We start from the raw sequence: 23660 nt of genomic DNA on the forward strand, positions 1-23660 counted from the left end.
GTGGCGGCGAAGACCAAACCCGGCAAGAAACCGGCCCGCGGGAGCCGGCAGGCGAGCCGCAAGCCGAATACCGGCGCCGGCGCACGCCAGCGAAGTCCTGTCATATGGGGAATCACGGGGCTCGCCATGGGCCTGATGGTGGCACTGGTCGTTCATCTGGAGCATACGCGTCCGGATCAGCCCGCCGGCGGCGATGCAACGGATGGGAGCGCCAACGACGCCACGGCCGGCGGTGCCAGCGATCAACCGCGCTTCGAGTTCTATCGTCTGCTAAGCGAGCAGGAGGTGGAAGTCGCCAGCCGCGGGGCGGAGACACTGGACAACAACGGCGCGCTGCCCGACGCGGATGACCCGGCCAGCGATACGGCAACGCAGTCGACAGAGTCAGAGCTCAGCGATGCCGGCGCTCCGGAGGCGACTGACGGCGCCCGCTATCTGCTCCAGGCGGGCTCATTCCGAAAGCCCTCCGATGCCGAATCACTAAAGGCCAGTCTGGCACTGCTCGGCATTGAGGCACGCATCCAGGTGGTGGAGCTTCCCGGCGGAGAGACATGGCATCGAGTCCGCATTGGCCCCTTCGCTGACCTCCAGCGGGTAAATGCCGTGCGCGAGCGCATGGCCGGCCAACAGATCGACGCCATCCTGCTCCGGGCCGGCGGCTGAACATCGGGCCTCAGAGGCTCTTGCGGTTGCCGTTCTCGAACAGTTCGCGCTTGAGCCTGTACAGGGCGGACATATCCTCGTCGCCATAGCCTCTGTCGAGCAGCCGTTCGTAATGCTTGATGGTCATTTCCACCAGCGGCAGATTGACGTCCAGGGACTGGAGCAGACGCCGACAGAGGTTGAGATCCTTGTGATGCAGCGCCATGCGAAAACCCGGCTCGAAGTCCCCTGCCAGCATGCGACTGCCACGGCGCTCGAGTAGCCGACTCCCCGCAGCACCGCCAGTCAGCACCGGCAGCAGCCGCTCGGTATCGAGCCCACTGGCATCGGCAAAGGACAAGGCCTCGCTGACCGCCTGTACAAGTCCAGCGACCATCACCTGGTTCACCGCCTTGGCCCGCTGACCATACCCGACCGGTCCGAAATGCGTGGCCTCGCTACCAATGGCAAGCATGGCCGGTCGGATTCGCTCGAGCACGTCGGGGTCCCCCCCGACCATGACCTGCAACGTGCCGGCATCGGCCCCTTCCGGACCACCGGTCACCGGCGCATCCAGGAAGGCGACACCATCCTCGCGCAGGCGTTCCGCCGCGGTTTCGGCGGTGTCCACACCGATCGTCGAGGTATCCACGACCACCTTGCCGGCATCGAGCCCCGGGCGCAGACCCTCGACCACCTCCAGCAGATCGTCATCCGCGCTCACGCAGGTCACCACGACCTCGCAGAGACCGGCGAGCCCCGCTGGGTCATCCGCCAGGGGCACACCCAGTTCATCGGCCATGGCCTGTCCACGCGAGCGGGTTCGATTCCAGACCCCGGCCAGCAGCCCGGCCGAAGCGAGGTTGCGGGCCATACCGCGGCCCATGACGCCGAGCCCGGCGACTCCTACCTTCATGCGCTGTCCCTCCAACGGGTTGACGGTGCGGTGGCCAGCAGTCTAGCGCAGGCATACCGGGCCTCGCAGGCAAAAAAAACGGGCGCCCGAAGGCGCCCGTCGTGGATCCCGGAACCGGTCCGGAACTACTGGGTCCGGGTGAACTCGGGATAGGCCTCCAGGCCGCACTCGCCGACATCCAGCCCTTCGTACTCCTCTTCCTCGCTCACACGGATTCCCACCGTGGCCTTGAGGATGCTCCAGACGATGAACGCCGAGATGAACACCCACAGGAAGATGGAGATGATGCCCAGCAGCTGACCGCCGATGCTCGCCGCGTCGTTGCTGAAGATCACGGCGATCAGGCCCCAGATGCCGACCGTTCCATGGGCCGAGATGGCACCCACCGGATCGTCGATCTTGAGCTTGTCGAGGGTCACGATGGAGAAGACCACCAGTACACCACCAACGGCGCCGATAAAGGTCGCCAGCAACGGCGCCGGCGTCAGCGGCTCGGCCGTGATCGCCACAAGGCCTGCGATCCCGCCGTTCAGTGCCATGGTGAGATCGGCCTTGCCGAACATCGCTCTGGCCGTGAGCAACGCCGCGACTACACCGCCGGCAGCGGCCGTGTTGGTGTTGACGAAGATGGCGGCCACCGCGTTGGCGTCAAGCACGTTGGTGATGACGAGCTGCGAACCGCCGTTGAAGCCGAACCAGCCCAGCCAGAGGATGAATGTACCCAGCGTCGCCAGCGGCATGTTGGAGCCCGGGATGGCCTTGACCTCCCCGTTGGCGCCGTATTTGCCCTTACGCGCCCCGAGCAGGATCACGCCGGCAAGCGCGGCCGCGGCACCGGTCATGTGCACCACGCCGGACCCGGCGAAATCCTGGAAGCCCGCGGCGTCGAGGAAACCACCACCCCACTTCCAGAAGCCCTGGACGGGGTAGATGAAGCCGGTCATGACAACGGCGAAGATGAGGAAACTCCAGAGCTTCATGCGCTCCGCGACGGCACCCGAGACGATGGACATGGCGGTTGCCACGAACACGACCTGGAAGAAGAAGTCGGACATAACCGAGTAGTAGGCATCGCCGTCAACCACACTCGCGACCGTGTTGTCGGCGCCGATCAGCATGCCGAAGTTGGGGATGAAGCCCGATCCGCCGCCGTACATGATCTGATAGCCGCAAAGCAGGTACATGATGCAGGCGATGGAATACAGCGCCACGTTCTTGGTGAGGATCTCGGCGGTATTCTTGGCCCGCACGAGACCCGACTCGAGCATGGCGAAGCCGGCCGCCATCCACATGACCAGCGCACCGCTGATCAGGAAGTAGAAGGTGTCCAGCGCATAGGCCAGTTCAATCACTTCATTCATCGGTCAATACTCCTGAAACGGGAATTAGAGTGCGTCTTTGTCGGTCTCGCCGGTCCGGATGCGGACGGCCTGCTCGACAGGCGAGACGAAGATCTTTCCGTCACCGATCTTGCCGGTGTTAGCCGCCTTGCTGATGGCCTCGGTGGCCCGCTCGACGAGCCCGTCCTCGAGAACCACCTCGACCTTCATCTTCGGTAGAAAGTCGACGACATATTCCGCACCCCGGTAGAGCTCCGTATGCCCCTTCTGGCGGCCGAATCCCTTGACCTCGGTGACGGTGACGCCCTGAACCCCGATCTCCGAGAGCGACTCCCGGACATCATCGAGCTTGAACGGCTTGATAATGGCAGTGATTAGCTTCATGCCTGATCTCCCCAGTAGGGCCCGGTATCAACCCTGTGCCCGTGAACGGTAAAAACTCGCCACGAGAGAATGCAGGGATCGTGCCAGCCGCTGCATCGCAACATTTCAGGGGTTGGCCGACGGCCGCAGGGATGCAGGGGTCGCTATGCACGGTATTGGTGCATACCCCGTTCGTCGGACGCACCAATCCGGCGCGCCAGGCGCATTGGGAAATCCCGATAGAGCGCTTAAACTGGGATCACAGCCAGAGAGGTGTAAACCATGCTCGATCCCAAACAGTTCGATGAAATGGCCAGACGTTTCTCGGAAAGCCTGCCCAGCGGTGTGCGCGACTTTCAGCAGGAGGTCGAGAAGAATGCCCGCGTGGCGCTGCAGAGCGCGTTCAGCCGCATGGAGCTCGTCACCCGCGAGGAGTTTGATGCCCAGGCCAAGGTACTGGCGCGCACCCGGGAACGCCTGGAGGCCCTGGAGGCCCGCGTGGCCGAACTCGAGGGCGGCGCCGGCCCCGAACAGACCGCACCGGAGAGCGGCGGGGACTGAGCCGACCCGGGGCCCTGCCTGACCAGACCATCCGCTTCGCACAGGGAGGTGCGTTGCCATGTCACTGGCATTGATCCAGGCCCGGGCGGCTGTCGGTATCGACGCGCCACGGGTCAACGTCGAGGTTCATCTAGGGGGCGGGCTGCCGTCCCTCTCCATTGTCGGCCTGCCCAACACCGCCGTGCGCGAGGCAAGAGATCGCGTCCGCGGTGCCCTCACCACCAGCGGGTTTGAATTCCCGCGACGCCGGATCACCGTCAATCTCGCGCCCGCCGATCTGCCCAAGGATGGCGCGCGTTTCGACCTGGCGATCGCATTGGGCATCCTCGTGGCATCGCGCCAGCTGCCAGCGCGGGGCCTCGAGGACATCGTTTTCTGCGCGGAGCTGGCCCTCTCCGGCGACCTGCGTCCGGTCAGCGGCACCCTGCCGATCGCACTGCGCTGTGCCGATGCCGGTGAATCGCTGATCGTGGCGCATGAGAATGAGGCCGAGGCGGCACTGGCGAGCCGAGCCGTTCATGGCGCTGGCCATCTACTGGAGGTCTGCCGTCACCTCACCGGCAGGCAGCGCCTGGATACGGCCAGCCCCCGGCAATCGCCGTCCCCGGCGCCGATGCCGGATCTCGGCGATGTCATCGGACAACGCCGGGCCCGGCGTGCGCTGGAGATCGCCGCCGCCGGCGGGCACAGCCTGCTCCTCTGCGGGCCGCCGGGCAGTGGTAAAAGCCTCCTGGCTGCCCGCCTGCCGGGCCTGCTCCCCGCCATGAACTCCGCCGAGGCCATGGAATCGGCGGCCATCCATTCGGTGGCGGCGGGCGAATTCGATCCAACGAACTGGGGTCGCCGGCCATTCCGGCACCCCCATCACAGCGCCTCCGCCCGCGCCCTGACCGGTGGTGGCGCCAGGCCTCGCCCGGGGGAAATCTCTCTCGCCCACCATGGTGTCCTGTTCCTCGACGAACTGCCGGAGTTCCCCCGGGAGGCCCTTGAGGCACTCCGCGAACCCCTGGAGACCGCCGCCATCAGCGTGTCACGGGCCAGCCGGAAAATACGCTTTCCGGCCCGATTTCAGCTCGTGGCGGCGATGAACCCCTGCCCCTGCGGTCATCTCGGCGACAGTGACAACGACTGCCGCTGCACACCCAGCCAGATCCAGCAGTACTGCAACCGCATCAGCGGCCCCCTGCTTGATCGCATTGACCTGCAGATCGACGTCCCACCTCTCGCGGCCGACGAACTGGATAACGGCAGCGTCCCGGAGACCACGGCAACGGTGCGTGAACGTGTCCGCGCGGCGCGCGACCGGCAAATGAACCGCGACGGCATGCCCGCGGCGGCGCTGAGCGCAGCGGTCACCCGCCAGCGCTGCCGGCTGGACCAGAAAAGCCGGGGACTCATGAAATCGGCGACCAGGAAGCTGGGCCTCTCGGCCCGGGGCTGGCATCGGTGCCTGCGCATTGCCCGGACCATCGCCGACCTCGAGGGTCATGACCGGGTGACATCCACCCATGTCGGAGAGGCACTCGCCTATCGCGAACGCCTCAGACCGTCAGATAACGCCGCACGAGCGAATCGTCCAGCTCGCCCATGACCCCGGCTGCCACCGATCGGCCCCGATCGAGAATGGCGAAGGTATCCGCCGTGCGTCGGGCAAAAGGCAGTTTCTGCTCGACGAGGAGCACGGTCAGTCCCTGCTCGCGATTGAGCCGGCGGATGATGTCGCCGATCTCGCGGACAATGTTGGGCTGGATACCCTCGGTCGGCTCGTCGAGCATCAAGAGTGAGGGTTCCAGGCAGAGCGCGCGTCCGATGGCGAGCTGTTGCTGTTGCCCACCCGAGAGATCACCGCCGCGGCGGTGCCGCATCTCGTGGAGGACGGGGAAGAGATCATGGACGATCTCCGGTATGTCGCGGCGGCCGATGGCCGCACGGGCGATACGCAGGTTTTCCTCAACACTGAGCAGAGGAAAGATCTCACGCCCCTGGGGCACGTAACCGATACCGCCACGGGCACGCCGCTCGGTGGCCTCACCGTCGATACGCCGGCCGTCAAAGCGGATCTCGCCGGAGGCGGCCGGCAGCAACCCCATGATGGTTTTCAGAACGGTGGTTTTGCCAACACCGTTTCGTCCCATCAGGCAGGTGCAGCCACCGGCGGGCACCTCCAGATCGACATCCCAAAGGGTATGGCTTTCGCCGTAGAACTGATTGAGCTGACTGATCGAGAGCACCGGCTATTCTCCGAGATAGACTTCCACCACGCGCGGGTCGGACTGCACCTCATCCATGCTGCCCTCCGCGAGCACCGCACCCTGATGGAGCACGGTGACCTGTCGAGCGATCGACCGGACAAACTCCATGTCATGCTCGACGACGACCACCGAATGCCGGCCAGCCAGTCGTGTCAGCAGCTCCGCCGTCCGGTCCATCTCCTGGTGCGTCATCCCGGCCACGGGCTCATCGACCAGCAGAACACGCGGGTCCTGCATGAGCAGCATGCCTATCTCCAGCCACTGCTTCTGGCCATGCGAGAGTTTACCGGCCAGCTCGTAGCCGGCCTCGCCGAGCCCGATCTCCTCCAGCACGCTGTCGATCCGGTCTCGGCCCTCCACCGACAGCCTCGCGCCCAGGGCCGACCAGACCCCACGGGGACCGGCCATGGCCAATTCCAGGTTCTCGACGACACGATGGTTCGGGAACACCGTGGGTTTCTGGAACTTGCGCCCGATGCCCGCCCGGGCGATTTCGGTCTCGTCCATGCGCAAAAGGTCCAGCCGCTGGCCGAACCAGGCCGCGCCGTGATCCGGACGCGTCCGACCGGTAATCACGTCCATCATCGTGCTCTTGCCCGCGCCGTTGGGACCGATGATGCAGCGCAACTCACCATCGTCGATATACAGCGTGAGCTCATCGAGGGCGCGGAATCCATCGAAACTCACGGTCACATCCTCGAGGTAGAGGATGGGGCCATGCCGCGTATCCAGCCCTGCCGAGACGGACTGAGCCGGTCGCACGACGTCGAAGACCTGATCGCGGCGCATGACCTCGCGTGTCGTCTCCAGCCACTTCATGACCCACCCCCGCGACGACGGAGCAGCCCAACCAGCCCGCGGGGGAAGAACAGGGTCACGGCGACGAACAGCCCGCCGAGCACGAACAGCCACAGCTCCGCCAGCAAGGCGGTGAGCAATGTCTGGGCATAGTTCACCAGGGCGCCACCAAGTGCCGCGCCGTAGAGCGTACCCCGGCCGCCGACCGCCACCCAGACCACCGCCTCAATGGAATTGAGCGGCGAGAACTCGCTGGGGTTGATGATGCCGACCTGGGGCACATAGAGCGCACCCGCCAGCCCCGAGAGCATCGCGGAGACCGTCCATACCCAGAGCTTGTAGCGGTCGGTGCGATACCCGAGGGAACGGGTCCGCGGCTCTGCATCACGGACGGCCGTCACCACCCGGCCCAGCCGGGAGCGGACGATCATCCGGCAGATGAGGTAGCTCACCCCGAGCGCCAGCCCCGAGGCCATGAACAGCGCAACGCGTGTCCCCGGTGCCGAGATGCTGAAACCCAGAATGTCCTTGAAGTCGGTCAGACCGTTGTTGCCGCCGAAACCCATCTCGTTGCGGAAGAACGCCAGCATGAGCGCGTAGGTCATCGCCTGACTGATAATCGACAGGTAGACGCCGGTCACCCGTGAGCGGAATGCGAGCCAGCCGAAGACAAAGCCCAGCAGCCCCGGCACGGCCAGAACCATCAGCGCGGCAAACCAGAAGTGGTCGAAGCCGTACCAGAACCACGGCAGCTTCTCCCAGCCCAGGAAAACCATGAAGTCGGGCAGTACCGGATCGCCGTAGACGCCCCGGTCACCGATCTGGCGCATGAGATACATACCCATGGCGTAGCCGCCGAGGGCAAAGAAGGCGCCGTGGCCGAGACTCAGGATGCCGCAGTAGCCCCAGACCAGATCCAGCGCCAGCGCCAGAAGGGCGAAGCACAGATACCGCCCCATCAGCGTGACCGCATAGGTGGAGACGTGAAATGGCGAATCCGCCGGCACCATGAGATTGAGCACGGGCACCACCACGATCATCGCGGCGAGGATACCCAGCAGGATGCGCCCGCCGAGGTCACCATGCAGGAGGCGCCGATGGGGCGCCTGGGGGATCAGCCGGGTCGCCGTGATTTCATTGGCCGCCATCGGTCAACCCTCCGCCGCGGCACGGCCGCGCTGCGGAAAAAGCCCCTGCGGGCGCTTCTGGATGAACAGGATGATGAACACCAGCACCAGCACCTTGGCGAGCACTGCCCCGGTCTGGGGCTCGAGGAACTTGTTCAGCACCCCCAGCGAAAGACCGCCGACGAGCGTGCCCCAGAGGTTGCCGACGCCACCGAAGACCACCACCAGGAAAGAGTCGATGATGTAGCCCTGGCCCAGATTCGGCCCGACATTGGTGAGCTGGGAGAGCGCGACGCCAGCGAGACCGGCGACACCAGCGCCAAGACCGAAAGTCAGCGCATCGATGCGCGCCGAGCTCACGCCGACCGCCCTGGCCATGGCGCGGTTCTGGGAAACGGCCCGAACCCGCAGCCCCAGTGTCGTGCGCTTGAAGATCGCCATCAGTCCGAGGAAGACGAGCAGAGCGAAGGCGATGACGTACAGCCGGTTGAGGGTCAGGCTGAACGCGGCATTCACCTCGATGGAGCCGGCCATCCAGTCCGGTGTGCTCACCCGCCGGTTCAGCGGCGAGAATACGGTCCGCACCAACTGCTGCAGGATCAGGCTGAGACCGAACGTGGCCAGCAGCGTCTCCAGCGGACGGCCATAGAGGAATCGAATGATGCCCCGCTCAATGGCCACGCCAAAGCTGCCAGCCACCAGGAAGGCCGCCGGGATGGCGACCAGGATCGAGTACTCGATGTGATTGGGCATCAACTGCTGGACGACATAGGTGGTGTAGGCGCCCAGCATGATGAGCTCGCCATGGGCCATGTTGATCACGCCCATGACACCGAAGGTGATGGCAAGCCCGAAGGCCGCGAGCATGAGCACCGACCCCATGGACAGGCCGAAGAAGACCTGTTCGGCAAACCCCCAGAGTTCACGCCTCTCCTCGATGCCCGCGAGCATCTGCGCCGCTTCGGCGCGTACCGCCGGATCCGGATCATCGTTGGCAAGCGTGCGGACCTCGTTGCGCACCCGATCCGCCAGCGAGCCGCGGAGCGACTCGAGCGCCAGCAGCCGGTCGGCGGCCGCCTCGGATTGGAGGCGTGACAGACCCAGCACGAGCGCCATATCACGCCGGATATCCGCGCGCGGCTCCTCGTCAATCAGCCCGCCAATCTGCTCGGCAATCGCCGGATCGGGATTGTCCAGCAGCTGACGGACCGCCTCACGACGGACCGACGGATCATCGCTGGTCAGACCGCTGCGCGCGAGCAGATCCCTGACTTCGCCGCGAATCGCGTTATTGATCACGACCCGCCGCACCTCGTACTGGGTTGCGGCGCCCGCCGCCTCGCCGGTGACCGGGTCCGTCAGGGCAAACCCGTCATCAGTCGCCTCCGCGAGCACGACGTCACCCTCGATGACGCGAAAATAGAGGCTGCTGTCGAGCAGTGCCTGAAGGATGGTTGTCGCCCGCGGGTGGCCGCTCGCGGCAATGGCACGCGCCGCCGCCGCCTTGTCGTCGAAGCTCCGCGCATTGAGCGCGGCCACCTGCTCGGCAAAGGCCGTATCATCCGACGCCGCCTGGACCGTCGCGCAGACCGCGCAGGCCAGCAGCAGGCCGGCCAGAAGCCGCCAGTAACCCGGGTTTCGTTGCATGATTCGCTTTCCTGAAAGGCATGCCCCGCCGGCTGACGGGGCATGCGTTCACATCGAGGCGAACGGCCGGCTCAGTCGCCGTAGTTCTGACCGGAGCACTCGCCGGTCTCGACGTTGTAGTTGCCGCATAGCAGCGGTTCACGCCAGCTCGCGATGATGTTGGCGCTCTCCGGCAGGTAGTCCGACCAGGCGTCACCAGCCACCTCGCCGGCTGTCTCCCAGACCACCGCAAACTGGCCGTCGGGCTGGATCTCACCGATCATGACCGGCTTGGTGACATGATGGTTGGGCATCATGGTGGCGAACCCGCCGGTCAGGTTGGGCACCGTCACGCCAATGATGGCCTCCTTGACTGCATCCACGTCCGTCGTGCCGGCCCGGCGAACCGCCTCGACCCACATGTTGAAGCCGATGTAATGGGCCTCCATCGGATCGTTGGTCACGGCACCGGTGTCGCCCTTGAACTCGTGCCAGGCCTGAATGAACTCGAGGTTCTCCCGGGTCGGCGCGCTCATGAAGTAGTTCCACGCGGCGAGATGCCCCACGAGCGGCTCGGCGTCAATGCCGGCGAGTTCCTGCTCACCCACCGAGAAGGCCACCACGGGGATATCCGCCGCCGACACGCCCTGGTTACCCAGCTCGGTGTAGAACGGCACATTGGCATCACCGTTGATGGTGGAGACCACAGCGGTCTTCTTGCCCTGGCTGCCGAATTCGCGGACCTCGGAGACGATGCTCTGCCAGTCGGAGTGACCAAAGGGCGTGTAGTTGATCATGATGTCCTCGGCGGCCACCCCGTGATCCATGAGGTACTGCTCGAGGATCTTGTTGGTGGTGCGCGGGTAGACATAGTCGGTGCCGAGCAGGGCCCAGCGCTCCACGCCGACCTCGTCCATGAGATAGTCCACGGCGGGAATGGCCTGCTGGTTGGGAGCCGCTCCGAGGTAGAAGACATTCTCGGACGACTCTTCACCCTCGTACTGGACCGGATAGAACAGCAGTCCGTTGAGCTCCTCGAACACCGGCAGCACCGACTTGCGGGATACCGAGGTCCAGGTGCCGAACACCACGTCGACTTCGTCATCCTCAAGCAGCTGACGCGCCTGCTCGGCAAAGCGCGGCCAGTCCGAGGCGGGATCGACCACCACGGTCTCGAGTTCACGCCCGAGCAGCCCGCCCTCCTCGTTCTGCTGCTCGACCAGAATCTCGATGGTTTCCTTGAGTGCAGTCTCGCTGATCGCCATGGTGCCCGACAGCGAATGCAGCACGCCGACCTTGATCGGGTCGTCCTGCGCCACCGCGTTACCGCCGGCCAGACCGCTCAGCGCCAGTGCCCCGGCCGCGGCCGTCGTCACCACCCGGCGACGTAGCGTATTGAGATTCATCATCGGTTAACCCCCTGTCAGTGGAAGATTCCGGCCGCCATATCGCGGACCGTCACTGTTGCTTTGCAGCATGCGTGCCAACTCCGCAGAGTCCCCGGCCATGCCCTATGGCGATGGTGACGGAGGGGTGGGCTCCGCTCCCCCTCCCTCGGGTGGTGCAATGCACAGCGCCGATTCACAAATCTGGTGCGGCTCAGGCCACCGCCTCGCTCAGCATTCCTTCCCGAAGGATGAAATCGATGACGGCCTCGACTCCTTCCCCCCCGGCGATGCTGGTCATCAGGAAGGGGGCCTCACCGCGCATGCGGCGACTGTCCCGGTCCATGACCTCTAGGGATGCCCCCACCTGCCGGGCCAGGTCGGTCTTGTTGATCACCAGCAGGTCCGAGCGTGTGATGCCCGGACCGCCTTTGCGGGGGATCTTGTCGCCCGCCGAGACATCGATGACGTAGACGGTCAGGTCGGATAGCTCCGGGGAAAAGGTCGCCGAGAGGTTATCCCCGCCGCTTTCGATGAACACCACGTCGAGATCGGGGAACTGCTGCTGTAGATCGGCCACTGCAGTGAGGTTCATGGAGGCATCCTCGCGAATCGCGGTGTGCGGACATCCTCCCGTCTCCACACCAACGATCCGGCCGGCCGGAAGCGCCTCATGGCGGGCGAGGAACTCGGCATCCTCGCGGGTGTAGATGTCGTTGGTGACGACCGCGATGGACAGGCGATCGCGCAGGGCCCGACACAGCGCCAATGTAAGCGCCGTCTTGCCCGAGCCCACCGGCCCGCCGATGCCTACGCGCAGAGGGGATGCATGCTTGATCATGACGTGAAGCTCCGTTTTCGGTGATTCAGCTGCGGAAAAGTCGTGTGTACTGGGTTTCATGCCAGCTACTCGCCATTGCGAGGCCGGGCGTGGTCGCGCCGATTTCCTCGTCAGGGACTGCGGTGGCCGAGTCGACGGCGCCCGGAATGGCCTCGGCAATGACGGCGAGGGCACGCTGTCCATCGCTCTGGCCAAGCGGGATCAGCTTGATCGCGGCCGCCACCTGGTTCTCGCACCATGCCCAGGCATAGGCCCGGCAGGCCACGTCCACGGGGATACCCCAGGCATGCGCCGCCAGCGCGAAGGCAGTCGCGAAGCTGACGGCATGACGCCGGTCGAGCACCGCCGCCGATTCGATGCCGAGCCCGTCCAGCAGACGGGCGAGGGCCCGGCCGATCTGGATATCCTCGGCCCTCAACTCGGCACTCTCCCGGGACGCCAGCAAACGGGTGGTCCATGCGGTCACGGCATGATCATCCCCTTGTGCCCAGGCCCGATGGAGACGGCGAAGGACGGGCAGATCGAGACCGGCAAGTCCCGCCTCAAGCTGCCCGCCCACCCACTGCTGCAGACTCTCGGTGTCGGCGACCCAACCCGATTCGATCGCTGTCTCCAGGCCGGCGGAATAGGCATAGGCACCCACCGGCAGTGATGGGCTGATCAGCTGCCAGAGTCTCAGCTCGCCGATGGCGGTCAAGTCATTCATGGTGGTGATGCGCATGACCATGGCCGTGGCCATAGGCCCCGGCCTCGGGCTGGAACGGTCGATCCTCATGGATCACGGACAGGCCGAGCCCCCTGACCATCTCATCGAGCACATGATCCCGCCGGTAACGCAGCCAACGCCGGCCGATTTCCAGCGGCATATGCCGGTTGCCCAGGTGATAGGCGGCCCGCATCAGCTGCCAGGGATCCTCGTCGTGGACGGTACTGACCGGCTCAGGCGCCGCCTCGACCCGGACCACCCGCCCCTCGGCGTCGGCGAGCCTGTCGCCATGGCGAAGCACCGGGCCGCCACGCGGGAGCAGCACGCCCGCCTCACGGCCATCGGTGAGCGTGGCACGGAACCGCGTCCGCTCACGCTGGGCAATGGTGAGCACCAGGACCCCCTCCACGGGCGTGTCCTCCGCCAACTCATCAATGCGTGTCTCAAACTCAAGCATGCCCAACCCCTAGAACAGGAAATAGCGCTGTGCCAGCGGAACGACCTCTGCCGGCTCGCAGGTCAGCAGTTCGCCATCGGCCCGCACCTCATAGGTCTGCGAGTCGACGCTGACCTCCGGCTGCCAGTCGTTGAGCTTCATGTCCTGCTTGCCGATGCTGCGGCAACCGGCCACTGCGATCGCCCGCTTGGCGAGGCCGAGCCGCTCGGCGACGCCCGCCTCCACGGCAACCCGCGAACAGAAAGTCACCGAGGTTCGGCCCACGGCTCCGCCGTAGGCGCCGAACATGCCGCGGTAGTGCACCGGCTGGGGGGTCGGGATCGAGGCGTTGGGATCTCCCATGGGGGCGGCGGCGATCAATCCCCCCTTGACGATGACGCCAGGCTTGGCGCCGAAGAAGGCCGGCTTCCAGAGCACCAGATCCGCCAGCTTGCCCGCCTCCACGGAGCCCACCTCATGCGAGATGCCATGGGCAATGGCCGGGTTGATCGTGTATTTGGCCACGAAGCGCCGGGCCCGGACGTTGTCGTTGCGGTCGTTATCCTCGGCGAGGGGACCGAACTGGACCTTCATCTTGTGCGCCGTCTGCCAGGTCCTGGAAATGACCTCGCCGACCCGACCCATCGCCTGGGAATCCGATGCGATCATCGAGAACGCCCCGCGGTCATGGAATATGTCCTCGGCGGCAATCGTCTCGCGGCGGATGCGCGACTCGGCGAACGCCACATCCTCCGGGATCGCCGGGTCGAGGTGATGACAGACCATGAGCATGTCGAGATGCTCATCAATGGTGTTGCGGGTGTAGGGCCGGGTGGGGTTGGTGGACGACGGCAGTACATTGCTCTCGCCGCAGGCACGGATGATATCCGGTGCGTGACCGCCGCCGGCGCCCTCCGTATGGTAGGTGTGGATGGTGCGCCCCTTGAACGCGGCAATGGTGTCCTCGACGAATCCCGATTCATTCAGCGTGTCGGTATGAATGGCCACCTGGATGTCGTGCTCGTCCGCCACGGTGAGGGCGTTGTCGATGGCAGCCGGCGTGGTACCCCAGTCCTCATGCAGCTTGAGCCCCATGGCACCGGCCGCGATCTGCTCGTGCAGGGAATCCGGGAGACTCGCGTTGCCCTTGCCCATGAACCCCAGGTTCATCGGAAAGGCATCCGCCGCCTCCAGCATTCGCTCGATGTTCCATACGCCGGGTGTACAGGTGGTGGCGTTGGTGCCAGTGGCCGGACCGGTTCCACCGCCCAGCATGGTGGTCACTCCGGACATCAGTGCCTCTTCAATCTGCTGGGGACAGATGAAGTGGATATGGGCGTCGATACCGCCGGCCGTCACGATGCTGCCCTCGGCGGCAAGCACCTCGGTACCCGGACCCACCACGATATCAACGCCCGGCTGGGTGTCCGGATTGCCGGCCTTGCCGATACCGGCGATCCGGCCATCGCGGATACCGATGTCGGCCTTGATGACGCCACGATAATCCAGGATGACGGCGTTGGTGATGACAAGATCCACCGCCGCATGACCGGCCGCCTGGCTCTGGCCCATGCCGTCGCGGATGACCTTGCCACCACCGAATTTCACCTCATCGCCATAGCGCGTGTGGTCGCGTTCGACCTCAATGATCAGCGCCGTATCCCCCAGACGTACCCGGTCGCTCTGGGTGGGCCCGTACATCTCGGCATAGGCGTCGCGTGGAATGGACGTCATGACAGCTCTCCCATGATCTGACCGCGGAACCCATACACCCGGCGCGCGCCGGCATAGGCGACCAGCTGGACGTCGCGGGACTGGCCCGGCTCGAAGCGAACCGCCGTCCCCGCGGCGATATCCAGGCGATAGCCCACCGCCGCCTCGCGGTCGAAGGACAGCGCGGGGTTCACCTCATGGAAGTGATAGTGCGAGCCGACCTGCACGGGGCGGTCGCCGGTGTTGGCGACCCGCAGCGTGATTCGGTCGCGGTCGCGATTGATCTCGATTTCACCGGGGTCGGTGAGAATCTCGCCGGGAATCATGAGCGGACCTCCTGCAGGACGGGCCCCGTCTCGGCGATGGGGTCATGGATGGTGACCAGCTTGGTGCCATCGGGGAATGTGGCCTCGACCTGCACCTCCCTGAGCATCTCGGGAATACCGTCCATGACCTGGGATCGATCCAGAAGACGGGTACCCTCGCTCATCAGTTCGGCGACGGTACGGCCGTCACGGGCACCTTCGACGATGGCGTTGGCGATATACGCCATGGCCTCGGGATAGTTCAGCCTCACGCCGCGCTGCAGGCGCCGTTCGGCGACCATGGCGGCCGTGGCAAGCATCAGCTTGTCCTTCTCGCGTGGTGTCAGTTCCATCAGGTCTCCTCAGGTATTCCAGATACGTGGCGGACAGACCGGTCGATCGAGCAACCGCGGACGCAGAGCCGTCCACGCCATCGCCCGGAGCTGGTAGCCCTCCAGGGCGCCCGGGCCCCGCCACCGCAGGACCAGCAGGTCGTCAAGGCGGGTAACCGCCACCTCGCCCGGTACACCGACCAGCGCCTCACGCAGGGCCATGACGTCATCCGCAGTGGCCGGCGAGGCCACCAGCGTTGCCATCGCCTGATGCCCGCCAAGCCCCCATGGCGCGGTCATGACCGAGCCGCCGCCATCGAGTCGCGCATGTTCAAGCAGCACCGGTGTATCCCCCCGCCAGACCTCCAGGCGTTGGCGGAAACGGCCATAATCGAATGGCTGGGTACTGGCGGGGCGTCCGAAGCAGTTCAGCTCCCAGCCGAGCACATGGGCGCCGGGCGCCAGTTCAAAACATGTCCGTGACGAGACGATCGCTCCGGGGAAGGCGATCTGCTCCTGGGGGAACCACTCCATAACGCCGCCCGGGGCGATGCGGATCCGTTGCTCGACCCGGGCCTCGCCGCCGAGACTGCGATAGAACTTGGTCGCACCCGGGCTGGTGATCACCGCCCAGGCGTTGGCCCCCACGTCGATGCCTACATCGAGTTCATCCCCTCCGACGACGCCGCCGGGCGGATGCAGCAGATAGCTGTGACAGGGCGCCCCCTCGGGATGGAATGGTCGCTGGACGCGCAGCGGACCCTCATGGCGACGATCGCTGACCACCGATCGGTGGCCATGCGCGGTGTAGCCAAGCCGGAGCTTCGCCTGCCAGCCCCTTCGCCGAGAGCGGGCGGGCGTCTTCTCCATGGCAACAACGCCCATCAGACGATGCCGAGGACCAGCCCGGAACCCGCCAGCGCCAGGGCTGCCGAAAGGCTACCCAAGGTGATCAGCCCCGAGCATGCGCGTCGGGTGATGAACCGGCCGACGCCGACGGCAAGGGAAAGGGCGGCGAGCGCGAGCATCGCGATTCCGAGCGTGGATGCCGGAATGCCAAGCACCAGCCCCGAGTGCGCTTCGTGCCAATGCAGTAGCATTGGGCCATGATCGATGCCGCCGGTGGCATGGGCGGCGGCCAACCCCGGGGCGAATAGCATGCCCAGAGTCGGGAGAATGGATCGCAGCTTCATCATCGCTTCCTTTTCAGTTGCCTCGGACCCGGCAACCCTTGAGCAAGGCCCGTGCCATATTGGAAAGTTGGGGAAGAAACAGACGCTTGCACGATAGCGGTGCGCTCCGCACCGAGACCGGACGGACGTCATGCACCATCGCGGATCGCCTGAGCGGCGCGACGCCCCAAATCGAAGCGGGGACAAATTCACGGCGGCTTTTCGAGGAGGCTGCGTGCATATCACGGTGATTGGTGGCGGCCTGGTCGGTGTGACCACGGCCTGGTATCTGCTGGACGAGGGCCACTCGGTGACGCTGGTGGATCGGGCCGAGGAGCTGGCGTCGGAGGCAAGTCACGCCAACGGCGCCATGCTGCACGCCAGTCATGCCGAGCCATGGAACACGCCGCGGGCGATCGGTCAGTTCCTGCGCTGGATCGGCCGGGAGGATTCGCCGCTGCTGCTGCGCCCCCGGGAAATACCCCGCCTCGCCGGCTGGGGCCTGGGGTTCCTGCGTTACAGCCGGGCTCGGCATCACGCCCGCAATACGGCGGTCAACGCACGCCTCGCCGTGTACAGCCTCGCCCTGATGCGTGAGCTCGAGCAGCGGATCGCGATCGACTACACCCAGCGGCATGCAGGCATACTCAAGATCTTCCGCAGCGCGGAGGAACTCGAGAAAGCCCGTGCCGACAGCATGCTCATGGCCACGACAGCCGGGGTCAGGCACGAAGCGCTGGGGCCAAAGCAGGTCGTCGAACGCGAGCCGGCACTGGCGGGCATTGAACGCGACCTGAGTGGCGGCTTTTACTATCCGGATGACGCCAGCGGCGATGCGCGGCTGTTCTGCCAGCGCCTGGGGGCCCTTGCCGCTCAACGCGGCCTCGATCTGCGACTCGGCGAATCAGTCCGGCAACTGAATCGCCGCGACGGCCGGATGCATTCCATCGAGACCGACACCGGCACCATCGAGGCCGACGGGTTCGTACTGGCCACCGGCGCCGAAGCGCCACATCTGGCCAGTCAGGCGGGCGTACGCCTGCCAATCCGGCCGGTGAAGGGCTACTCCGCGACATTGCCCGTCGCCGGGCTGGCGGGCGCGCCCCACCTGCCCATCATTGACGACGGACGCAAGGTGGTGATCACGCGACTGGGCGATCAGCTGCGCATCGCCGGTACGGCAGAGTTCGCCGGCTACGACAAGCAGGTCCGGTCGAACAGGGTGGAGACCGTCCTGCGCCAGGGCCTTGCCAATTTCCCCGCGCTGGCAGCGGAAGTGGATACGGCCACGGCGGACCGCTGGGCCTGTCTGCGCCCGATGACCATGGATGGGCCGCCGATTCTCGGCGAGAGCGGCACCCCCGGGCTCTACCTCAACACGGGGGCCGGCCATCTGGGCTGGACCTTCGCCGCCGGAGCCGGCCGCGTGGTTGCTGATATGATCAGTGGCCGGGTGCCCGCGATCGATACGACGGGGCTCACGCTGGATCGATACGGCTAGGCGCTGAACACGGGGGCAAGCGAGGGAGACATGCACGGACTGCACAGCATTCTTATCCTGCTGGCTGCATCCGTGGTGGTGGTTGCACTGTTTCGGCGTCTTTCGCTGCCACCCATCATCGGCTATCTGGCCGTGGGCATGGCGATCGGCCCCTCGGCCCTTGGCCTCCTGCAGGAAACCGAGGGCACGCACCTGCTCGCCGAATTCGGGGTCGTGTTCCTGCTGTTCACCATCGGGCTGGAGTTCTCGTTCCCCCAGCTGCACGCCATGCGCTGGTCCGTGGGCGTTCTCGGCGCCGGCCAGGTCCTGGCATCCCTCATACTTTTCGGTCTCGTCGCCTGGTGGCTCACCGGATCCCCGGAGATCGGCATCGTTCTGGGCGGTGCACTGGCGCTGTCATCCACGGCCATTGTCACCAAGCAGCTGACCGAACAGCTCGAGATCCATACACGGCATGGCCGTCGCGCCGTCGGCGTACTGCTGTTCCAGGATCTGGCGGTCGTGCCCCTGCTGATTGCCATCCCCATCCTCGCCGGCGACAGCAATCACTCACTGGGCACGGAACTCGGCATCTCGCTGCTCAAGGGCATCGCCGTTTTCGCCGCGATGGTCTGGATCGGCCGCAAGGCCCTGCGGCCGATCTTCCACGAGGTGGCCCGGGCGCGCTCCAACGAACTCTTCACCCTGACCGTTCTGCTGATTGCCATCGCAGCGGCCTGGGCCACCTATCTCGCGGGCCTCTCGCTGGCCCTGGGTGCCTTCCTTGCCGGGATCATGCTGGGTGAGACGGAATATCGCCATCAGATCGATGCGGATATCCGTCCGTTCCGCGACGTCCTGCTGGGGTTTTTCTTCATTACGGTGGGCATGGTCATCGACCTGCCCGTATTGCTGGCGGGGCTCCACTGGGTGCTTCTCATCGCGGGCGGAATGATGCTGGTCAAGCTGGCGCTGGTCTACAGCATCGCGCGCAGCGTTGATCCGCCAAGAGAGGCTGGACGCACCGCCCTCATTCTCGCCAATGGGGGCGAATTCGGCTTCGCCCTCATCGCGCTGGCCATCAGCGACGATCTCATGACACCACAGAACAGCCAGCTGGTGCTGGCGGCCATTGTGGTCAGCATGGTGGCCGCACCGCTGCTGATCCGGCACAACGATCGCCTGGTCGAGCGCGTACTGGGCTCACCGCGGAGCCCGGTGGATCCGGTAAAGGCGGAATCGGACGTAACCCGCGTCGCCGACCCGTTATCGGACCATGTCATCCTCTGCGGCTATGGGCGAACCGGCCAGAACATCGGTCGCTTCCTTGATCAGGAGGGATTGTCGTACATCGCCCTCGACCTCGATCCGGAGCGGGTACAAGAGGCGAGAAGCGCCGGCGAGCCGGTCAGCTACGGTGATTGCGAACGTCGCGAAATACTCGACGCAGCAGGCCTCGGCCGGGCGCGCATGGTGGTGCTGAGCTTCGACAGCCCGGGCACCACGCTCAAGGTACTTGAGCGCACCCGTGCCGAGCGGCCCGATATCCCGGTCCTGGTCCGAACACGTGATGACCGGTGGATCGAGCGTTTCGAGGAAGCGGGCGCCACCGCGGTGGTGCCGGAAGTCCTGGAAGCAAGCCTCATGCTCACATCGCACGTCCTTGCCCTGCTGGGTGTGCCCATGGCGAGGGTGTTCCGAAAGGTGCGCGAAGTGCGGGGGGATCGCTATCGCCTGCTGAAGGGCTACTTCCATGGAGCCGAGCGGGTTGACATGGAGAAGGCCGGACGCTTCCGCGAGCAGCTTCATGCCGTAACCCTCACCGGCAAGGCCAGCGCCATTGGCAAGCGGCTGGTTGACGTCCATCTGGAGGAGATCGGCGTGACGGTCACCGCGGTTCGTCGCGGCGGTATCCGCGGCCCCCAGCCCGACCCGGGAACGGTTCTGCGGGACGGCGATGTCCTGGTGCTCTACGGCAACCCCGAGGCGCTGGAGCATGCGGAGCACATGCTGCTGGGCGGAGAGTCGGAGACCGCCGCGGCGGGACGGGCCTGAGACCGCCCCACCGGCGGACGGCCGGTCAGGACTCGGGAATCTCCAGACCGGACTGATCCTCGATCATCCACTCGATCGCCGCACGGATTTCCTCTTCGCTGGCGGCGCCGCCCTGGGCGGGCATGTTCCCGTAACCGTTGACCACATTGATGGTCAGGGTTTCCCAGCCCTTGTCGATGCGCGCACTCCAGCCCTCGGTATCCCCGATGCCGGGAGCATTGAGGAAATTGCCCTGATGACAGGCAATGCAGACCGCCTGTGTGACCTGTTCGCCGCTGCGCACCTCGGTGACGCCTCCGGCATCTGCCGAATCTTCTGCCGAGGCGATGGCAGGTGCCGGCTCACCACTCAGACGGACCGCGAACGGACGCTCCAGATTGGCGGCAGCCCGTTCCTCGGCGAGCTCCTGACGCGCCGGATCCTCGTCGCCGAACATGGAGTTCGCGATCACGATGAGCAGTATGGTGACGCCGACGAGGCCGGCAATCACCAGGGCGAAGTTACGAACGAAGACACTGTCCTGCTCAGCGCTCACTTGACTATCCTCAATTTTTCAAACTGGGCAGGAGTATAGCGGCATTGCCCGGGCCGGCAAACTGGGGGTATGCCACTTCGTCCGCAAGCGGTAGACTGTGCGCTGTGTCGCGCCCGTAGCTCAGCTGGATAGAGCGTCGGCCTCCGAAGCCGAAGGTCGCAGGTTCGACTCCTGCCGGGCGCGCCAATTCCCGACATCATGTCGAACGGATATCCGTGTAAAGCACGTGCAAAAATCGAGCGTGCCCGCCGCGATGCTTGAACGGATATGACCGTCATCAGCGGATTAGAAGACATGATCGGCCGCATCCCGTCTGTCGCGCCGGCGGCGGGCGGGTGATCCGCGCTGGCGTATAGCGAAGCGGCGACACCCGTGGTCTCACTGCTGCCGGGATGGCTTGGCAGTCATCTCGCGGAACTGGATATCCCTGACCTCGCCGGCCATGACCCCCGCAACCTCGAAACCTCGCGGACGATCTATGGCCAGTCCTGGCGTGATGTCGTCGAGGCGCCATTGAATCACGGACGACTGCTGGCGACCGGTTACTCGTGCCGTAGCCAGGTCAGACGCCTGTCAGGCAGGGAGTTGCCCCACCCGCTGCAGGGGCTGCTGGCGCTGATCCGCGAGACCCATGCCTGAGCATATGCCGCGGGTGGATTGCACTGGTAATCTGTCGACGAGCTCAGCCCATAACCTTGCAGGAAACCGCCATCGTGAAAGCGTACTTCGACAGCCGCCAGGATCTCCATCATCCCCGCACCTATTTCACGCGGGGCCAGATGCGGGCGCCGCAGGAAATTCCCGAGCGCACCGGCCATATCCGTGCCGGACTGGAGCGTTCCGGCGTGCAGATAGCGGATGTCAATGACCATGGCATCCAGCCGATCAGCCGCGTCCATGACCTGGGCTACCTGCGTTTTCTGGAATCCTGCCATCGACGCTGGAAGGCCATGCCGGAGGACTGGGGTGACGAGGTGCTGTCGAATATCTTCGTGCGCTCGCCCAACCCGCTCCGCGGGATCCTCGCCGAGGCCGCGCGATACCTGGCCGACGGCAGCTGTCCGGTCGGCGAGCACACCTGGGAAGCGGCCTACTGGTCCGCTCAGGGGGCGCTGTCAGCCGCGGACGACGTCCTCGCCGGCGACAGCGTGAGTTTCGCTCTTTGTCGCCCGCCGGGCCATCACGCCCGGGTCGATGCCGCCGGTGGATTCTGTTATCTGAACAATGCGGCAATCGCGGCGGAGGCCCTCCGTGAACGCTTCCCAAGGGTCGTTGTACTGGACACCGATGTCCACCACGGCCAGGGCATACAGGAGATCTTCTACGAGCGCGACGACGTGCTCTACATCTCCATTCATGGTGACCCGACTAATTTCTATCCGGTGGTGAGCGGCTTCGAGGAGGAGCGTGGAACGGGCGCTGGCTACGGCTACAACATCAATATGCCACTCCCCCACGGCTCCGATGCGGAGGCCTTCTTCGCACGGCTCGACGAGGCCCTGGCGGCGATCCGGCTGTTCTCACCGGACGCCCTGGTGTTCTCCAACGGCTTCGATATCTACCATGAAGACCCACAGGCCAAGATCGGCGTCCAGTCCGCGGATATCGGCACGCTGGGCGCGCGGGTCAGGGCGCTGGCCCTGCCGACCGTGGTCATACAGGAAGGCGGGTACCACTACGATAGCCTGGCAGACAACACAGAGGCCCTGCTGGGCGGTCTATTGAAGGACATCGGGTAAAGCCCGGCTTACCGGTCAGGTGGTGGTGCTGGCCAGATAATCCAGTGCCACCAGCACCACAACCGCCGCCACCGTGATGAGCAGCGCCAGACGGCTGTAGGGCGGACGCTGGCCGGCCATGTCAGTTGCCCATCCCGAACCGTGGGCGCAGCGCCACCCCCACGATGGAACCGAGGAAACCGAAGGCGAACCAGATCCAGCCATGCAGGCTGCCCGAGGCGATCCCACTGAAGAAGGCGCCGATGTTGCAGCCGAAGGCGAGTCGCGCACCATAGCCCATGCACAGCCCGCCGATCACCGCCGCAGAGATGTTGCGCGGGCCCAGCCGGTTCTGACTGCCGGCGTTGAAACGGCCGGCAAGACCGGCGGCGATCATGGCGCCAAACAGCAGGCCCAGGGCCATCACCGATGTCACGTTCACCAGAACGCTCTGTTCCAGTGCCTGGGCTGGATAAGGCCAGCTCCAGTAAGTGAACTGCGACATGTCAATCCCCAGCGCATCCAGCGCCTTCGCGCCCCAGATGGCGAAAGCGAAGGTGATCCCCCAGGGCGCCCCGGAGACCAGCAGCGTGAGCAGACCAAGCCCTGTCAGCGCGATGACGCCCCAGAGCAGCGGCCACCCGCCGGTGATCAGCGTCTGCCACCAACGGCCCTCGGGACGGAGAGACAGCTTCTCGACATGGCCGTGACGGTCCCGCTCGACCGCTGAGAGAACCCAGGCAAGCGCAAGCAGTACACTGACCTGGAGCAGCACCCCGCCCAGTGGATCCAGTGATGCCGCCAGATCCATCGGACCAAGACCGGGGCCGTCGAGCCACCAGGGCAGATGAAGGGTGCCAAGCACCGATCCGGCGATGAAGGCGGCCAACGTGATGAGCATGCGCCGATTGCCTGCACCCACGGTAAACAGCGTGCCCGAGCCGCAGCCTCCGCCCAGCTGCATGCCGAGGCCGAATAGAAAGCTTCCGAGCACGATGTAGCCGCCTACTGGTGCAATCGCACCGTTGGCGTAACCACCCGCGATGACCGGGATGAAAAGGACGGACGCGGCGGACAGCAGCAGGAGCTGTGCCCGCAGGCCGCGGCTGCGACGGTGGACGATAAAATTCCGCCAGCCCGCGGTAAAGCCGAATGCCGCGTGATAGAGCGCCACCCCCAGCCCGCCGCCGATCATGTAAAGCCAGACGAGGCGCGGCGAACCAACCTGCCAGATCAGTCCACCGAGGACGAGCGCCCCGATAGCGGCCACGCCGACCACGAACCGGTCAATGCGGGGACGGGACGGCTGATCCCGTATGGTCTCTCCATTAATCGCCTCGGCGAGGGTGCTCATCGA

25 protein-coding genes and 1 tRNA gene are annotated in these 23660 nt (G+C 65.5%); 8 read left to right on the forward strand and 18 right to left on the reverse strand.

All coding sequences use genetic code 11. From position 1 onward, the window contains the following. The gene (locus V6X63_RS04235; RefSeq protein ID WP_367978205.1) at positions 1-663 is read left to right on the forward strand and encodes an SPOR domain-containing protein; all 663 of its coding nucleotides are present in this window, start codon (positions 1-3) and stop codon (positions 661-663) included. A gap of 10 nt (positions 664-673) precedes the next feature. Here the strand turns inward: V6X63_RS04235 and V6X63_RS04240 are convergent, their stop codons facing one another. From V6X63_RS04240 to V6X63_RS04250, 3 genes are all read right to left on the reverse strand, one after another. Continuing rightward, the gene (locus tag V6X63_RS04240) at positions 674-1558 is read right to left on the reverse strand and encodes an NAD(P)-dependent oxidoreductase (RefSeq protein WP_367978206.1); all 885 of its coding nucleotides are present in this window, start codon (positions 1556-1558) and stop codon (positions 674-676) included. A 125-nt stretch (positions 1559-1683) separates the two neighbouring features. Continuing rightward, the gene (locus V6X63_RS04245; protein WP_367978207.1) at positions 1684-2919 is read right to left on the reverse strand and encodes an ammonium transporter; all 1236 of its coding nucleotides are present in this window, start codon (positions 2917-2919) and stop codon (positions 1684-1686) included. Positions 2920-2943: 24 nt separating this feature from the next. Beyond that, on the reverse strand, positions 2944-3282 hold the full coding sequence (locus V6X63_RS04250) for a P-II family nitrogen regulator (protein ID WP_367967353.1): 339 nt from the start codon (positions 3280-3282) through the stop codon (positions 2944-2946). A 261-nt stretch (positions 3283-3543) separates the two neighbouring features. Here V6X63_RS04250 and ubiK point away from each other — a divergent pair, with 261 nt between their 5' ends. Then, on the forward strand, positions 3544-3822 hold the full coding sequence (gene ubiK, locus V6X63_RS04255) for a ubiquinone biosynthesis accessory factor UbiK (protein ID WP_367967354.1): 279 nt from the start codon (positions 3544-3546) through the stop codon (positions 3820-3822). Positions 3823-3880: 58 nt separating this feature from the next. Further along, complete coding sequence (locus tag V6X63_RS04260) at positions 3881-5413, forward strand: YifB family Mg chelatase-like AAA ATPase (RefSeq protein WP_367967356.1); 1533 nt, start codon at positions 3881-3883, stop codon at positions 5411-5413. Here the strand turns inward: V6X63_RS04260 and urtE are convergent. From urtE to V6X63_RS04325, 13 genes are all read right to left on the reverse strand, one after another. Next, the gene (gene urtE, locus V6X63_RS04265) at positions 5364-6053 is read right to left on the reverse strand and encodes an urea ABC transporter ATP-binding subunit UrtE (RefSeq protein WP_367967358.1); all 690 of its coding nucleotides are present in this window, start codon (positions 6051-6053) and stop codon (positions 5364-5366) included. The genes V6X63_RS04260 and urtE overlap by 50 nt on opposite strands. A gap of 3 nt (positions 6054-6056) precedes the next feature. Then, entirely contained in the window at positions 6057-6893 is an 837-nt protein-coding gene (urtD, locus tag V6X63_RS04270; RefSeq protein WP_367967359.1) for an urea ABC transporter ATP-binding protein UrtD, read from the reverse strand. After that, positions 6890-8020: an urea ABC transporter permease subunit UrtC gene (gene urtC, locus V6X63_RS04275; protein WP_367978208.1), complete on the reverse strand. Its 1131-nt coding sequence runs from the start codon at positions 8018-8020 to the stop codon at positions 6890-6892. The genes urtD and urtC overlap by 4 nt, the downstream gene beginning before the upstream one ends. 3 nt (positions 8021-8023) lie before the next feature. Then, entirely contained in the window at positions 8024-9646 is a 1623-nt protein-coding gene (gene urtB / locus V6X63_RS04280) for an urea ABC transporter permease subunit UrtB (RefSeq protein WP_367978209.1), read from the reverse strand. Positions 9647-9717: 71 nt separating this feature from the next. Further along, complete coding sequence (gene urtA / locus V6X63_RS04285) at positions 9718-11031, reverse strand: urea ABC transporter substrate-binding protein (protein ID WP_408022303.1); 1314 nt, start codon at positions 11029-11031, stop codon at positions 9718-9720. A gap of 193 nt (positions 11032-11224) precedes the next feature. Further along, entirely contained in the window at positions 11225-11851 is a 627-nt protein-coding gene (ureG, locus tag V6X63_RS04290) for an urease accessory protein UreG (protein WP_367978211.1), read from the reverse strand. Positions 11852-11876: 25 nt separating this feature from the next. Next, the gene (locus tag V6X63_RS04295; protein WP_367978212.1) at positions 11877-12557 is read right to left on the reverse strand and encodes an urease accessory protein UreF; all 681 of its coding nucleotides are present in this window, start codon (positions 12555-12557) and stop codon (positions 11877-11879) included. Further along, positions 12550-13014, reverse strand: a complete 465-nt coding sequence (gene ureE, locus V6X63_RS04300; RefSeq protein ID WP_367978213.1) for an urease accessory protein UreE — start codon at positions 13012-13014, stop codon at positions 12550-12552. Before ureE ends, V6X63_RS04295 begins: the two co-directional genes overlap by 8 nt. A 9-nt stretch (positions 13015-13023) precedes the next feature. Next, the gene (gene ureC, locus V6X63_RS04305; RefSeq protein WP_367978214.1) at positions 13024-14727 is read right to left on the reverse strand and encodes an urease subunit alpha; all 1704 of its coding nucleotides are present in this window, start codon (positions 14725-14727) and stop codon (positions 13024-13026) included. Then, positions 14724-15032: an urease subunit beta gene (locus V6X63_RS04310; protein ID WP_367978215.1), complete on the reverse strand. Its 309-nt coding sequence runs from the start codon at positions 15030-15032 to the stop codon at positions 14724-14726. Before V6X63_RS04310 ends, ureC begins: the two co-directional genes overlap by 4 nt. After that, entirely contained in the window at positions 15029-15364 is a 336-nt protein-coding gene (locus V6X63_RS04315) for an urease subunit gamma (protein WP_367978216.1), read from the reverse strand. Before V6X63_RS04315 ends, V6X63_RS04310 begins: the two co-directional genes overlap by 4 nt. A 9-nt stretch (positions 15365-15373) precedes the next feature. After that, positions 15374-16213 (reverse strand): urease accessory protein UreD, encoded by an 840-nt coding sequence (locus V6X63_RS04320; RefSeq protein WP_367978217.1) that lies wholly within the window; start codon positions 16211-16213, stop codon positions 15374-15376. Positions 16214-16227: 14 nt separating this feature from the next. Then, positions 16228-16539 (reverse strand): hypothetical protein, encoded by a 312-nt coding sequence (locus tag V6X63_RS04325; protein ID WP_367978218.1) that lies wholly within the window; start codon positions 16537-16539, stop codon positions 16228-16230. A gap of 211 nt (positions 16540-16750) precedes the next feature. Here V6X63_RS04325 and V6X63_RS04330 point away from each other — a divergent pair, with 211 nt between their 5' ends. Then, positions 16751-18016 carry a D-amino acid dehydrogenase gene (locus tag V6X63_RS04330; RefSeq protein ID WP_367978219.1) on the forward strand — a complete coding sequence of 422 codons (1266 nt, stop codon included), beginning with the start codon at positions 16751-16753 and terminating at the stop codon, positions 18014-18016. A gap of 30 nt (positions 18017-18046) precedes the next feature. Further along, positions 18047-20050, forward strand: a complete 2004-nt coding sequence (locus V6X63_RS04335) for a cation:proton antiporter domain-containing protein (protein WP_367967375.1) — start codon at positions 18047-18049, stop codon at positions 20048-20050. 25 nt (positions 20051-20075) lie between these two features. Here V6X63_RS04335 and V6X63_RS04340 read toward each other — a convergent pair whose 3' ends face one another. Continuing rightward, the gene (locus V6X63_RS04340; RefSeq protein WP_367967376.1) at positions 20076-20585 is read right to left on the reverse strand and encodes a c-type cytochrome; all 510 of its coding nucleotides are present in this window, start codon (positions 20583-20585) and stop codon (positions 20076-20078) included. A gap of 109 nt (positions 20586-20694) precedes the next feature. On the opposite strand from V6X63_RS04340, the gene V6X63_RS04345 reads away from it, so the two are divergent. The 3 genes from V6X63_RS04345 to V6X63_RS04355 all read left to right on the forward strand — a co-directional run bounded on the left by V6X63_RS04345 (position 20695) and on the right by V6X63_RS04355 (position 22324). Beyond that, a tRNA-Arg gene (locus V6X63_RS04345) sits at positions 20695-20771 on the forward strand. A gap of 186 nt (positions 20772-20957) precedes the next feature. Then, positions 20958-21224, forward strand: a complete 267-nt coding sequence (locus V6X63_RS04350) for a hypothetical protein (protein ID WP_367967378.1) — start codon at positions 20958-20960, stop codon at positions 21222-21224. A 74-nt stretch (positions 21225-21298) separates the two neighbouring features. Continuing rightward, positions 21299-22324, forward strand: a complete 1026-nt coding sequence (locus tag V6X63_RS04355) for a histone deacetylase family protein (protein WP_367978220.1) — start codon at positions 21299-21301, stop codon at positions 22322-22324. Between the two features lie 121 nt (positions 22325-22445). Here the strand turns inward: V6X63_RS04355 and V6X63_RS04360 are convergent, their stop codons facing one another. After that, a complete protein-coding gene (locus V6X63_RS04360; protein WP_367978221.1) occupies positions 22446-23657 on the reverse strand; it encodes a YeeE/YedE family protein in 1212 nt (403 codons plus the stop codon). Positions 23658-23660 lie beyond the last annotated feature (3 nt).

It is taken from the genome of Spiribacter onubensis (assembly GCF_040838425.1).
Taxonomy (GTDB): domain Bacteria; phylum Pseudomonadota; class Gammaproteobacteria; order Nitrococcales; family Nitrococcaceae; genus Spiribacter; species Spiribacter onubensis.

Excerpts from the sequence above, each read along its gene's own strand:
- urtD (WP_367967359.1), bottom strand. The coding sequence starts at position 6,893 with ATGAAGTGGCTGGAGACGACACGCGAGGTCATGCGCCGCGATCAGGTC.
- V6X63_RS04325 (WP_367978218.1), bottom strand. The coding sequence starts at position 16,539 with ATGATGAAGCTGCGATCCATTCTCCCGACTCTGGGCATGCTATTCGCC.
- V6X63_RS04335 (WP_367967375.1), top strand. The coding sequence starts at position 18,047 with ATGCACGGACTGCACAGCATTCTTATCCTGCTGGCTGCATCCGTGGTG.
- ureC (WP_367978214.1), bottom strand. The coding sequence starts at position 14,727 with ATGACGTCCATTCCACGCGACGCCTATGCCGAGATGTACGGGCCCACC.
- V6X63_RS04250 (WP_367967353.1), bottom strand. The coding sequence starts at position 3,282 with ATGAAGCTAATCACTGCCATTATCAAGCCGTTCAAGCTCGATGATGTC.
- urtA (WP_408022303.1), bottom strand. The coding sequence starts at position 11,031 with ATGAATCTCAATACGCTACGTCGCCGGGTGGTGACGACGGCCGCGGCC.
- V6X63_RS04240 (WP_367978206.1), bottom strand. The coding sequence starts at position 1,558 with ATGAAGGTAGGAGTCGCCGGGCTCGGCGTCATGGGCCGCGGTATGGCC.
- ureG (WP_367978211.1), bottom strand. The coding sequence starts at position 11,851 with ATGATCAAGCATGCATCCCCTCTGCGCGTAGGCATCGGCGGGCCGGTG.
- urtC (WP_367978208.1), bottom strand. The coding sequence starts at position 8,020 with ATGGCGGCCAATGAAATCACGGCGACCCGGCTGATCCCCCAGGCGCCC.
- urtB (WP_367978209.1), bottom strand. The coding sequence starts at position 9,646 with ATGCAACGAAACCCGGGTTACTGGCGGCTTCTGGCCGGCCTGCTGCTG.
- ubiK (WP_367967354.1), top strand. The coding sequence starts at position 3,544 with ATGCTCGATCCCAAACAGTTCGATGAAATGGCCAGACGTTTCTCGGAA.
- V6X63_RS04315 (WP_367978216.1), bottom strand. The coding sequence starts at position 15,364 with ATGGAACTGACACCACGCGAGAAGGACAAGCTGATGCTTGCCACGGCC.
- V6X63_RS04260 (WP_367967356.1), top strand. The coding sequence starts at position 3,881 with ATGTCACTGGCATTGATCCAGGCCCGGGCGGCTGTCGGTATCGACGCG.
- V6X63_RS04295 (WP_367978212.1), bottom strand. The coding sequence starts at position 12,557 with ATGAATGACTTGACCGCCATCGGCGAGCTGAGACTCTGGCAGCTGATC.
- ureE (WP_367978213.1), bottom strand. The coding sequence starts at position 13,014 with ATGCTTGAGTTTGAGACACGCATTGATGAGTTGGCGGAGGACACGCCC.
- V6X63_RS04360 (WP_367978221.1), bottom strand. The coding sequence starts at position 23,657 with ATGAGCACCCTCGCCGAGGCGATTAATGGAGAGACCATACGGGATCAG.
- V6X63_RS04245 (WP_367978207.1), bottom strand. The coding sequence starts at position 2,919 with ATGAATGAAGTGATTGAACTGGCCTATGCGCTGGACACCTTCTACTTC.
- V6X63_RS04310 (WP_367978215.1), bottom strand. The coding sequence starts at position 15,032 with ATGATTCCCGGCGAGATTCTCACCGACCCCGGTGAAATCGAGATCAAT.
- V6X63_RS04320 (WP_367978217.1), bottom strand. The coding sequence starts at position 16,213 with ATGGAGAAGACGCCCGCCCGCTCTCGGCGAAGGGGCTGGCAGGCGAAG.